Source organism: Streptomyces sp. NPDC050619 (assembly GCF_040654815.1).
Classification (GTDB): Bacteria; Actinomycetota; Actinomycetes; order Streptomycetales; family Streptomycetaceae; genus Streptomyces.
On the sequence record NZ_JBFAIR010000047.1, the window covers coordinates 59,052 to 71,427 of the forward strand.

At 66.9% G+C, this 12,376-nt stretch carries 11 protein-coding genes; 3 read left to right on the forward strand and 8 right to left on the reverse strand.

All coding sequences use genetic code 11. From position 1 onward, the window contains the following. Positions 1–22: 22 nt before the first annotated feature. The 8 genes from AB0I77_RS46550 to AB0I77_RS46585 all read right to left on the reverse strand — a co-directional run bounded on the left by AB0I77_RS46550 (position 23) and on the right by AB0I77_RS46585 (position 9,153). Positions 23–961 (reverse strand): hypothetical protein, encoded by a 939-nt coding sequence (locus AB0I77_RS46550; protein ID WP_363289005.1) that lies wholly within the window; start codon positions 959–961, stop codon positions 23–25. Between the two features lie 37 nt (positions 962–998). Continuing rightward, on the reverse strand, positions 999–2,141 hold the full coding sequence (locus tag AB0I77_RS46555) for a nucleotidyltransferase family protein (protein WP_363289006.1): 1,143 nt from the start codon (positions 2,139–2,141) through the stop codon (positions 999–1,001). Between the two features lie 61 nt (positions 2,142–2,202). Next, positions 2,203–3,489 carry a hypothetical protein gene (locus AB0I77_RS46560; protein WP_363289007.1) on the reverse strand — a complete coding sequence of 429 codons (1,287 nt, stop codon included), beginning with the start codon at positions 3,487–3,489 and terminating at the stop codon, positions 2,203–2,205. A gap of 97 nt (positions 3,490–3,586) precedes the next feature. Next, complete coding sequence (locus AB0I77_RS46565) at positions 3,587–4,753, reverse strand: acyl-CoA dehydrogenase family protein (protein ID WP_363289008.1); 1,167 nt, start codon at positions 4,751–4,753, stop codon at positions 3,587–3,589. Then, the gene (locus tag AB0I77_RS46570; protein WP_363289009.1) at positions 4,750–5,031 is read right to left on the reverse strand and encodes a phosphopantetheine-binding protein; all 282 of its coding nucleotides are present in this window, start codon (positions 5,029–5,031) and stop codon (positions 4,750–4,752) included. Before AB0I77_RS46570 ends, AB0I77_RS46565 begins: the two co-directional genes overlap by 4 nt. A gap of 235 nt (positions 5,032–5,266) precedes the next feature. Then, positions 5,267–6,217 (reverse strand): streptomycin biosynthesis protein, encoded by a 951-nt coding sequence (locus AB0I77_RS46575; RefSeq protein ID WP_363289010.1) that lies wholly within the window; start codon positions 6,215–6,217, stop codon positions 5,267–5,269. Between the two features lie 289 nt (positions 6,218–6,506). Continuing rightward, positions 6,507–7,910, reverse strand: a complete 1,404-nt coding sequence (glyA, locus tag AB0I77_RS46580) for a serine hydroxymethyltransferase (protein WP_363289011.1) — start codon at positions 7,908–7,910, stop codon at positions 6,507–6,509. 574 nt (positions 7,911–8,484) lie between these two features. After that, positions 8,485–9,153 carry a response regulator transcription factor gene (locus tag AB0I77_RS46585; RefSeq protein ID WP_363289012.1) on the reverse strand — a complete coding sequence of 223 codons (669 nt, stop codon included), beginning with the start codon at positions 9,151–9,153 and terminating at the stop codon, positions 8,485–8,487. Between the two features lie 365 nt (positions 9,154–9,518). Here AB0I77_RS46585 and AB0I77_RS46590 point away from each other — a divergent pair, with 365 nt between their 5' ends. From AB0I77_RS46590 to AB0I77_RS46600, 3 genes are read left to right on the forward strand one after another with little or no spacing between them, the layout of a single operon-like run. Then, the gene (locus tag AB0I77_RS46590) at positions 9,519–10,544 is read left to right on the forward strand and encodes an ATP-binding cassette domain-containing protein (protein ID WP_363289014.1); all 1,026 of its coding nucleotides are present in this window, start codon (positions 9,519–9,521) and stop codon (positions 10,542–10,544) included. A 1-nt stretch (position 10,545) separates the two neighbouring features. Beyond that, complete coding sequence (locus AB0I77_RS46595; protein WP_363289015.1) at positions 10,546–11,370, forward strand: ABC-2 family transporter protein; 825 nt, start codon at positions 10,546–10,548, stop codon at positions 11,368–11,370. A 5-nt stretch (positions 11,371–11,375) separates the two neighbouring features. Next, a complete protein-coding gene (locus tag AB0I77_RS46600; protein ID WP_363289016.1) occupies positions 11,376–12,203 on the forward strand; it encodes an ABC-2 family transporter protein in 828 nt (275 codons plus the stop codon). Positions 12,204–12,376: the final 173 nt, after the last annotated feature.

The following is a 12,376-nucleotide window of genomic DNA, read 5'->3' on the forward strand; positions in this document are numbered from 1 at the left end:
ACGTCACCCGCCGACGCGGCGCTCAGCTCAGCCAGGACTTCGGGTCGGGATTGACCAGCAGCTTGGAGGTCCCGGGCTCGTCGTACTCGATGTGCGTGGTGCCGAGGACCACCAGGTCCCAGGGGTCTATCAGCGGACGGTACGTGTCGATCGCCGAGGCGAAGCCGGCCCAGCGGATCCGCCCGCCCGCCCGCATCGCCGCGAAGGCGGCTGCGAGGACGTCCGGCATCTCGCCGCCCGAGGCCAGCACGGTTTTCTCGACCCGTCCGAGGGCGGCGACAGGGTCGAGGGAACGCTTCGGCAGGGCGGTGGCGTCCTCGAGCAGTTGCTTGTCGTCAGGGTGCATCTCGTCCCCGAGATAGCGGCGAAGGACTTCCTGCCGCTCCGGCCGGTCGAGCAACACCGCCAGCTCCCGCAGCACATCAGCGGGTTCGTCCGCCACGTGGATGAGGCTGAGCATGCGATTGGCCTGCCGCAGTCGACTGCGCAGCGTGTTCGGCTGCTGGTCGGCGAGGGTCGCCGAGCCCTTCAGCGAGGTGAGGTGGACGGAGGCCGGCAGCTCGTGGCGGCGGGTGGCGCGCAAGGCGAGCAGCAGAGCGGGGCCGAGTACCAGCCACTCGTCGGACACGGCGAAGCGGTCGAGGGTGGCGGAGGTGAGTTGATAGCGCCACATCTCGCGCCACATCAAACGGTCGAGCCACACATTGCGGACCGCGATGACCTCGTAGCTCTGCTCGTCGAGAAACGTCCGCACGACTCGGACGACGCCATCGGTGACCTGCCCCTCCGGTTTGACCATGAAGAGCGCCGCCTGGTGGAGGGTCTCGTCGAAGGCGGTGCCCCAGACGTCCCGCGCGTCCGCGAGTCCCTCGCGGAAGTGCGGCTCCCGTTCGTACAGGTCGGCCTTCAGCCCGGTTCGCGTGAACCTGGACCAGTCCGGACGGCTCGTCGAGCTTGCCACAGTGGGTCCTCCAGCAGACATGTGCGCCACCGCGTCTTCAGGCGCGGTGGAACTCGATCGGTGTCTTGGCGCTCAACCGCTTGCGCATGGACCCCCGCCAGGTGACGTCGGTGCCCTCCGCCGACCATGCGCTGTTCAGCCACGGGTCCCCTTCGACCGCTTCCAGGCCGATGGACGACGTGATGGACGTGTGGAACAGGGCGTCGCTGTGGCCGGTCACCCAGCGGACCGGATCGTGCAGCGCATGCCGCTCGACCAGCTTGCGCACAGGTTCCGCGAGCCGGTCTTTGTCCTTGGCCCAGAATCGGTGGATGTCCGTGAAAGCGGCGAGAGTCACATCCTTCTCCTGGGCACTGCGCGCGAACCATGTCTCACGGAACAGGTGGAGCACCGTGAACAGAAAGGAGTACGGCGCCCACAGCGTGGGAATCTCCCCCGCCGACCGCGACTTGTCCGGCGGCACGACCACCCGATCGCGCTCCGCCAGCACCTCGTCCATCGGGAGCTGCCAGGAGGCGCGCGCCCAGGTCAGGCTGTAGGCGCAGTCGATCGCCGAGACGGGGACCGCTTCGTCGTCCAGCAGGAGCAGGTGGTTCGGGATGTGGTCGGGGCTCAGTGCGTAGATGACGCGCGTGTCCATGCTGAGCGGTTCGATCGTGCGCTTCCGCTGATTCCATTCGCCGATGACGTACCCGAGCGAGGTCATCACTCGCTTGGTGGTCTCCACGTCGCGGGGGCGGATCATCAGGTCGACGTCGCCGAGCGCACGGGTCCCAGTACCGCCGTACAGCGAGAACTGGAAGTCCATTCCCTTGGTGCACGCCACTGGGACGTCGTTGGCTTCGAGTGCGGCCACCACCCGCAGCGTTTCCTCGGTCAGGACGCGATTCTTGCGGGCGTTCGCCGCCAGATACAGCCGCAGTTGGGGGGCGAAACGCTGAGGAAACGCATCCCACAGGTCCATGGTGTCCACGGTGTGGACGAGCAACGCCAACACGCGGTGACGGAGGGCCTGTTCGATGAGTTCACCGATGTTGAGATCGGTACGGACCATGAGGTCGCGCAGTCGGTCCGCGTCCTCGGGTTTGTCGGTTCCCTGGCAGACGAGTTCGAGGATCCGCCATTCGACGCCCTGGTCCTCGCCGCTCTGGTCCCCGCCGCTGCCGCGCGTATCCCCCACCGTCATCCCACCTCGGTCCGCTCGCTTGTGACATGCCTGTACCACCGGGCTTCGGACGCGCTCATGCGAGATCGAGGCCGGCGAGATACGCCTTCACCCTGCCCATGGCCATCTCGTCCTCCTGCGAAGCCACGTGGGAGGCGAGATGAGCGATGGCGCGCGCCATCGCGGCCACGGTGTGTTTCGGGAACGCCGTGTCGTCGTGCTCGACAACCAGGCCGATCCCTTCCGGCCTCGGGCTGAAGTTCAGCTCCAGGGCATAGCGCCCACTCGGGGCGACGCTCCACTCGAAGTCACCGAACCCGTGGGCGTCGATCTTCTGCTGACCGGCCGATGGCCGCTCGCCCGGGGGGCCGTCCTGAGCGAATTTCGGTGAGTAGTTGAAGAACAGCTGCGGGCCGTCGGGAAACCCCCTCGCCCGAAACTCCTGGAGCAGGCGGTCGGGGTCGTGCCGCACGCTCCACAGAGAGGTGAGCAGACACTCGCCGACTTTCCTCGCGTAGTCCGAGAAGTTCTCGTCCGCCGAGCCGGCAGGGCTGAGAAAGAAGCCACTGCGGGTCTGCAGGCCGACATACCGAAGTTCCGCCGGAAGGACTCGGTTGGACGAGCAGGCCGCCATCCACAGATACGGCCGGTTCATGACCACTTGGTACGCGGTGATGAACAGGGACAGAAGGATCGCGGCTCTGGAGACCCGATACCTCTGGGCGAGCACCAGGCCGGCCCAGTCCAGCGTCGTACTCGACGTCCGACCGACAAGGTACTCCGGCCCCATCACATGGGAATCGGCGGCGCCCACCTCCACCGCCCTGGCCGCGGCGTCACGCAGCACCGTGATCTTGCGCTCCGACTCCCTCCTCGCCCGGGGGCCCGCCTCGAACGCCAGAATCTCGTCGTGCGCCGTGTCGATCTCCTGGGGCTTGGGGACGACACCTTTCTCGATCAACCCGATCACGTGCGACCTGAGCAACGCGAAGCCCATGCCGTCCATATAGAAGTGCGACGCTTTGACGATCACAACGGATCGGTCGGGCCCGCGGGCCAGGATCACGGCGACATTGAGATCGTAGCCACGGTGAACGAGCCCCTTGAGGAAGTCGTCGTCCACCTTCTCGAGAGATTCCTCCGCGAAGATCAGATCGTCCGCGGCGGAGGCGGGCAGAACGATCTGGCCGGCCACGCCATCGCTCGACTGAGTGACCGTCGTCCGCAGCATCGGAAACCGCACCACTGCTTGCTGGAACGCTGCCTTGACAAGCCTTCCGTCGGCGTCCGCCGGCAGTTGAAAGCTCATGTCGCACCGGTGCCGCCAGCGCAGGTCCCAGATGTCGTCGTAAGGCCCGGTCATCCACGCTCTCTGAGCCCAGTTGAACGATGTGGCCCGTGCGTGGACAAGACCCGGATCGACGCTCGCTGAATCAAACATGGCTTGTCACCGCGCCTTCTCAGATGAGATTCACATGCGGGTCGAGCATCGCCAGGGCACCGACCCCCGCCCAGAGACTGTCGTTGTTGTGGTTCAGGCTCGCGGCCCTGAGATCACGAAAATGGCGTTCCAGGGGGATCGCGCTGCCCTTGCTGTAGCCCATTCCGAGTCCGGCGAGCTGGAGCATGCGGTCGACCGCGCGGAAGGTGAGGTCGGACGACACCAGCTTGAGGGTGTTGAGCTGTAGTTGTGTGCGGGGTTCGGCCAGCGGCCGGCCCGCTTCGCGGGCGGAGTCGACGCGTTCCACGACGCGCGCCAGATAAGCGCTCACCAGATCCAGGTCGACGCGGACGCGGGCGAGTCGTTCGTGGAAGAGATCCGACGTCTGTCCGTCCGCGCCGAAGCGTCCCGACTTCCTGAACCAGCGCAGGAGTTCACTGAGGGCGCCGCGGGCGGTGCCGAGCCAGCAGGCCGCCCACCCCACATGCGCGAGCGGAATCAGGCTCTCGCGGACGATCTCGGCGCAGTGCCCCGGAGTGCCGACCACGTTGCGCAGCGGAACTTCCCCTGTCAGCACCATGGAGACACTCTCGGTGGCTCGCATACCGAGGGTGTTCCACTCACCCGAGGTCTGAACGTCCAGGTCACGGCGGTCCGCGTAGACCAGCGTCACCTGATGTTCGGACGCGTCCTCGCCGGCCCGCATGGTGATGAGGTAACCGTCGGCATGGGCCCCGCCCGTCACCACGGGGGCGCTACGGGTGATGACCGCCCGGTCCTTCGCGAACTCCAAGGGGGCCTCGGCGGTGAACAGGTCGGCGCGGCCGCCGACTTCGCTGGTGACCGAGGCGATGTAGGCGTCGCCCTTCGCCACGCGCGGGAGGAGATCGGCCTTGAGTTCCGCCGACCCGTAGCGCGCCACCGCGTCGACCTGGAAACAGTGCATCGCCCAGATCTGGGCTGTGGACAGGCAAGCGCCGGCCAGGGCCTGAGACACGTCCACGAACGTCTTGACCGATGCCCCCGCGCCGCCGTACTCCCTGGGCGCCAGGAGGCCCAGCAAACCGTTCTCGCGCAGCGCCTGAAGCGGTTCTTCGGGAAAGCTCGCCTCCTCGTCGGCCCGCGCCGCGTGTGCGCGGAGTACGGGCAGGGCACGGGACACCAGTGACATGGCGTCCGTGGTCACGACTGGTCCTCCCCGCCGCCGACTTCTCCCGCCGTCCCGGCTGCGGACAACGCCTCCCAGACCATCCGAGGAGTGGCGAAGGTATCGAACGTCAACAGGTCGTCGGAGAACTCGACCGTGTAATCCTGCTCGAGGCGCATGAGCAGCTGGACAATTCTGAGCGAGTTCAGGCCCGCCCCGGGAAGATCTGTATCGGGGAGTATCGGAGCCTGAGGATCAAGTCCGGGAACGATCTCCCGCAACGCCGACTCGAATCGACTGTCCCACTGGTTGTCCAATGGAGGACGCCTCCAGGAATCGCAAAGAACGCCAGCCTGCAAAACGAAGGCACATTGAACGGCTCCCCGTCGCCGGAAGTCAACCCCGCCGGATTCGGTACCCGAGCCGGGCAGGAATCTCGGCATGGGGTATCCGGTGCCGCCGCCGCGCCGGTCCCCCGCCCCTGCCGGTGCTGTGCAACTGCTGAAGGTCCTCACTTGCACACGCGCCCTCGCCTCGCGGTGACTTGGCGGCTCATGTCTTGGGGACCTCCAGCCTCCTGGCGAACTCTTCCCACGCCGCGGCGCAGTGACGCGCCAACTCCGCGACGTCGTACACGCAGTGCGAAGGTACTGTCTGAGCCAGCTTGTCCCAGGTCTCGCCGTCGAGCGCCAGCACGCTGAGCGCCCGAAGCAGGAAGCGCCCCGCTTCCGTCAGCCTCAGCGAAGGGTCACGCTGGAGTCTGGCCCAGGACACGCTTCTGCGGCTGCTCTCCGGCCGGGCGGTCGCCTCCGCCCTGCTCGCTTCGACCTGTCTGATGTAGGTCCTGGCCGCGGACGGCTCCTGTGCCGTCTCGGAGATCTCGTGATGACGCGGTGCCGGGGATTCGCCATTTCTCATCCGGCGTCGCACGTCACGGGCCGTGTTCGGGGAGATGTCCGCGATTCTCGCGATCTCGCGCAACGACGCGTCAGGCCGAGCGGCGATCACCTGGCTGGCGCGTACGCGCCCTTCGTCGCTCCGCATGGAGCGGCTGCGTCCGTCCTTGCCGACTCTCTTCTCGGTGTCCATGACCTCGGCGGGCATGCTCCGGCGTATCTTCGCGATCGTTTTCGCGGACAGGCCGGTGGTCGTCGCGACCGCGCGATCCGACCAGTCGGGATAGAGGTTCATGACGCGCAGTGCGGCGGACCGTCGCTCGGAGAGTGACAGCGGCAGCCCGTGCTCGGTGTTCAGCTTCACGGCCAGGACATAGGCTTCCTCATAGCTGCCGTCGAAGAGCCGGGCCTCAATGGTCTGCGCGCCTTTCGCCATGGCGGCGCGCACCCGGTGCATTCCGTCGATCACCCGCATGACGCCGACCTGCACGAGGATGGGCGGGAGCGGTGCGCCGGCCTCCTGAAGAACATGAACATGGGCCGGGTCGATACCGTGGTGGCGTGGGGAGTCCTCCAGGATCAGTTCGGTGATGTTCACGCTGGCCACGGGTAAGGCCTCTACTTCCCGAAAATGAGACGCCGCGCTGCCCGACACCACGTTCGGTCGGCTCACTGAGATTCCTTCCCGTGCCATGGTCAACCCTCTTCGGTATCGCGGAGGTAGTGGCCACGCGGACTCATCCGGCACCGACGGCGCACCTGAAGACGTTGGTCAAAGAGGCGTCGACATCGATGTCACACACCCTGCGGTCTCCCATCTCCCGACCGGGCATGCCCTCCAGTGTCCTCCGATGTCTGGCGCGGTTTCGCCCCCCCTTAGGTACATAGCCATCTGGCTACCCCCGTGGTGAGGAGAGGCTGCGGTAGTGATCCACGGGATACTGTCGGCATAGCTGCCGCACGGTGTCCCTGACCGTCGTGCCTACGGCAGCATCGAGCTCGTACTCGGTGTCACTGAGTACGGCAACGTTGTCAAGAACCAGCGCCACGAGTTCCGCGCAGACCTTCATCTCGGCCGCGCCCATGCCTCGTTGGGACACGATGTTGGTGCCCAGTCGCAGCCCGCCGGCGACGAGCGGTGGCTTGGTGTCGCCGGGTATCCGGTTCCTGTTGGCGAGGATCCCGCAGGACTCCAGGGCTTGTTCGGCCACCAGGCCGGTGAGCTGCCTGTCCGAAAGGCCCAGGAGCAGCATGTGGTTGTCGGTGCCGCCGGTGAGCACCTGATGACCCAGGTCGACGAGCCGCGCCGACAGGGACCGGGCGTTGGCCACGATGCGAGCGGCGAGTTCCTTGAAGGCCGGTTGTGCCACCAGGGCGAGCGCACGTGCTTTCGCCGCGATGGCGGAGGGGTTGGGCGTTCCCTGCGAGCGGGGGAAGACCGCTCGCTGCATCAGCCGCGCCAGCGTCGTCCCGCCGTCGGGGCTCGGTGTGTCCCACTCACGACCGATCAGGATGAGCCCGCCCCGAGGGCCGCCGAGTTGCTTGTAGGTGCTGGTGGTCGTGATGTGCGCGATGTCGATCGGGCTGGGATGCGTCCCCGCCGCCACCAGCCCCGCGATGTGGGAGATGTCCGCCAGAAGGTAGGCGCCCACCTCGTCCGCCACCGCGCGGAACCGCGCGTAGTCGATGGTCCGGGGGTAGGCACTGGCTCCCGCGACGATGAGTTTCGGCCGGTGCCGGCGGGCGAGTCGGGCGACCTGGTCGTAGTCGATGAGCCCCTGGGAGTCCAGGCCGTAGCGCACCACCCGGAAGTAGCGACCGGTCACCGACGCGGAGGCGCCGTGCGTCAGATGCCCTCCCGCGTCCAGGTCCATGCCCAGGAGTGTGTCGCCGGGGAGCAGCAGACCGAACAGCACGCTGAGGTTGGCGGAGGAGCACGAGTGTGGCTGTACGTTCGCGTACCGCGCCCCGAAGGCCTCCTTCGCTCTGTGGACGGCCAGTTCCTCGACCCCGTCGAAGACGGTGCTGCCCGGGTGATACCGGGACCTCGGATAGCCTTCGACTGTCAGGTTGCCCAGGACGGAACCCGCCGCCGACAGGACGGACGGATGGGCCAGACTCGCGTGAGCCACCATGGCGAGTGTGCTCTCCTGGTGGACGACCTCTTGGTCCAGCAGCTGTGCCAGCTCCGGGTCCTGATGGCGTAACAGGCGACTTCCCTCAGCCATGACGGCCGCGTGCTCTCCGATGTCGGCGTTCTCGGGGGAAGGATGCTGGGTGACGGTGTCGATTTCGCTCACTCCCTGGTGCCGTTGGTCTGTCCGTGGGCGCTTTACGCCGCGGAGCCCCGAGGTGGGGGAATCGCGGTCCGCGTGGGGTGGCAGAGGATGGCCCTGGAACGCCGAGGGCCCGGTGTCGGAGTTGCCCCGGTCCGGCAGACGAGCGGTCTGGTGGACGCCGACGGGCTCGCGGCCTGTGCCGCGGATCTGGAGGCTAACCGATGCCCGCGCGGCGTGTCGATGTTCGTCCCGGCAGGGCTGACGTGGCCGTTTCCCGAGCGTCCGGTCGGTTCCGCGGCGAGGCGCACCACCCGGCCCCTCGGGCGCGTTCCCGAACCGGCATGTGCGGCAACCGCGGTATGAGCGGCCGAAGTTGGACCTCTCGACGCTCCCGCGTACAACTGCGACCAGAGGGTCGCGGCGCTCGGTGCGGTCGGCCCCGAGCCGGCGGCGCGGACGCCTGAAGCCCATGAACAGTCCAGCGGACTGCTCACACCCGATGTCGCACGTGGACGTGAGCAGTCGCGCTGGTTCCGCATCGGCGCCTGGTCGGCGAACCCACCGATGGGTCGGACCGCCGACGGGGTCAACGGGGTTACAAGAGCCCGATCTGCATCGCTGTGACCACCGCGGCGGTTCGGTTCGGAGAGCCGAGTTTCAGCAGTATGGCACCGACCAGACGTTTGACCCCGTGGGTCGAGATGCCGAGCGAGCGTGCGATCTGCTTGTTGCTCAGCCCGTTCGCGAGCAGCGTCAGGGTCTCCTGCTCGCGAGGAGTCAGCCGCGCCGCCCGGCCCCCTCCCACACAGGACGGAGGGATTCCCGACAGCAGGCGCCTGGCGGGTTGCGCCGGCGGGGCGCTCTCATCCGCGGTCACCCGCCGCAACGCGTCGTCCAGCGACGTACTGGACAGACCGGACGTGGCGAGAAAACCGCCCGAGGGCAGTGCCGAGAAGCCATGGCCACTCCCGAGTGGATCACTGCCGAGCACCAGAACCCTGGGCATCCGGCGACGGTAGTCCTCCTCCATCCCGTCAAGAAGACCCCACCGCTTCACCGTGACGATGAGAACGTCGCATTCCTCGGAATCCAGCGACTTCTCGAGCTCCTCGGGATTCCACAGCCGGACCGATCCGACCCGGTCCAGCGTACTCATCAGTACTTCCATCCCTTTCACCAAGACCTCGCTCTCGACGAGCAGCGCGACATCAAGGGCCTCCAGGTACGAACCTTCGACTTCACCAGTTGTTAACTGCTCGCGCATATGTCCCCCATAATCCGTAGGTCGTTGATGAGGGATTGTCACACCAGAGTCGGGCGACGTCACTCACTGCGTAAAGCTTTTCACCTCCGCTTGACCTGAGCCGTTCACCGTGCCAGCAATAAGCAGATTGAGTGGCAGATATGCCCTACTGGGGTGAGGTATCCCTCTTGGCGGCGGTATGCCCCCATGGAAGGAGCGCGCCGTCACCCGCCCCGGCCGGGATGCTCAGTGTCCTCAGCTGCCGGGAACCGCCGACCTGTTGGCGCCTTCGCGGGCACTTGCGCTCCCGCCGCCGTTTGCGGAAGAGTCTCAATCCCCGCTGCACACAGGTCGCATCCGGTCCGGGCGGGGATCCTAGGAGCGCCATGCCTGCGGCAATAGCCACCCAGGGACTTACCAAGGTATTCCACACCGTAAAACGCCAAGAGGGACTACGCGGCACACTGCGCTCACTCGTGGCACCGCAGCGCGTGACCAAAACCGCTGTCAATGACGTCTCATTCAGCGTCGAGGGCGGTGAACTCGTCGCATTGCTGGGGCCGAACGGTGCCGGGAAGTCCACCATAATCAAGGTTCTCACCGGAATTCTCACGCCAACTTCCGGGAAAGCCGAAGTCGTCGGAGCCGTTCCCTACCGAGCACGGGAGCGCAACGCACGCAACGTCGGAGCGGTTTTCGGGCAACGCACACAACTGTGGTGGGATCTGCCCGCGCGCGAATCGTTCGCGATTCTCCGGGACATCTACGATGTTGGAGAAGCCGAATACACCGCGCGCATACGCGAATTCGACGATCTGCTCGACCTGGCCTCGTTCTGGGACACGAGGGTCCGCCACCTCTCCCTCGGCCAGCGGGTCCGCTGCGACCTGGCGGCGGCCCTGCTGCACGACCCCCCGGTCATCTTCCTGGACGAACCGACGATCGGCATGGACGTCGTCGTCAAGGAACAGGTCAGACGCTTTCTCCAGCACCAGGTCGAACGACGCGGACGTACTGTCCTGCTCACCACGCACGACATGACGGAGGTCGCCCGGCTCGCCGAGCGCATCGTCCTGATCAACCACGGGCGCATCGTCCATGACGGTCCGCTGGCCGACATCCGGCGCCGCTTCGGGGGGACGTGGCAGGTGCGCGCGGAGGTGACCGGTCCGGTGGACACGCGGGTCCCGGAGGGTCTGCGGATCGTGCGCGTCGAGGGCCCGTTCATCACCTTCGCTCCGGACCCGGGCGCCGACATCAGTACCCACGAGGCGTTGAAACGCGTGATCCAGCAGTACGACCTGGCGGACATCAGCGTGGCGGAGAGCGACCTGGAGGATGTGATGCGCGCCGCCTACCTCGGCCCGGACGCGCCCGATGACCATCGGCCCACCATCGGCGAGCCCGTCTGAGATGGCCGCCCCGTCTTCCCTTCCGGCCTCTTCCCGGGCCTGGCGGACAGCTCGCATCACGCCACTGGCCGAAGTGCTGGCGCCCGGCCGGATCGTCGCCACGTTCATCAGGCTGGCCATCCAGGTCTTCCTCGTCGTATGTCTCTGGCGGGCGCTGTACGCACAGACCACGAGCAGCGCCGGCCTGGACCGCGAACAGGCCGTCACCTTCGTCGTACTGTCGACGCTCGCCGTCCCGATCCGCGGCCTCGACCGCAACAGCGGCCGCGACTCGGTGTACGTGCACCTGTATCTCGGCACGATCGTCTACTGGTTTCTGCGGCCTGTACCGCCCCGCCGCTACTACCTGTATCGCGCGGTCGGCGACCAGTTCTACGGGTTCGCGTGGGCACTCGCCGGATACCTCCTGTGCCGCCTGACGGGAGTCGTCTCGGCACCCGCGTCGGCCGGCGCCGGGGCCGTCTTCGTGCTGAGCATGTTCCTCGCGCAGGCGGTGCTGTACCAGCTCACCCTGCTGGTCGATCTGCTCTGCTTCTGGACCCTGCGCAACAACGGCGCCCTGCAGATCCTCACCTTCGTCAGAAACCTGCTCTCCGGCTCCTACGCCCCGCTGTGGTACTTCCCGGAGTGGTTCAGGACCCTCAGCACGCTGCTGCCCTTCCAGGCCACGCTCAACACGCCGCTGTCGATCTACATCGGGCGGATACCGCTCTCGTCCGCCCCGGCCCAACTCGCCGTCCAGGGAGTCTGGGTGATCCTGCTCGCCCTGCTCACCAGGTTCCTGTGGCGGAAGGCCGCGGACCATGTCGTTTCCCAGGGAGGGTGAACGCCATGGTCACCAACCGTCTTCGCGCGTTCCTCAAGTCATGGACCGTTGCCGGACGCATCGTCGGTGTGTCCTTCCGCGCCCAGCTGGAATACCGCGCGGACTTCGTGATGAGCATCGTGGTCGGTGCCGTGTGGCAGGTGTCGATCATCGTCTTCGCGACCGTGCTCCTCGGCCGCTTTCCCGGGATGAGCGGGTGGTCGAGCGACGCGGTGCTGCTCGTCGCGTCCATGCGCATGCTCAGTCACGGCCTGAACGTGCTCTTCTTCGGCCGGGTCCATCACATGGCGAGCCTCGTCCAGAACGGGATGATCGACGGATTCCTCCTGCGCCCCATGCCGGTCTTCCGTCAGGTGCAGCTCACCGTCTTCCCGACGAACGCGATCGGTGATCTGCTGGTCGGAGTCTCCATGTTCACCGGTGCCGTGATGGCCGTCTCCCTCGACTGGACGGCGGCGCGGATCGCCTACGTCGTCGCCGGCATCATCGGCGGCACCCTCATGGAAGCCGCGATCTTCACCGTGGTCTCCAGCCTGCACTTCCGGTATCCCTCCAGCAACTACTGGAGCCTGTGGGTCGAGGAGATGCTCTCCACCTTCGGCAACTACCCCCTCAGCATCCTGCCGGGCATCGTCAGCGGCTCCCTCACCTTCGTGCTGCCGCTGGCCTTCATCGCCTACTTCCCCGCCGCGGTCCTGACCGGGCACACCGCGGGTGTCGGCGTGCCCGTCGCGCTGGCGGTCGCCTCACCCCTGGTCGGCCTCGCGGCCTTCATCGGCGCCCGGTGCCTGTGGAACCGGAGCCTGCGGCAGTACACGGGTGTCAACGGCTGACCCCGGCTCAGCCGCCCAGCCGGGTACGGTGCCGCCCTGCCGGGCATGACGTCGCAGCACGGTGCGGACCGCCGGGCCCGGAGCCTGCGGCAGTACACGGGTGTCAACGGCTGACCCCGGCTCAGCCGCCCAGCCGGGTACGGTGCCGCCCTGCCGGGCATGACGTCGCAGCA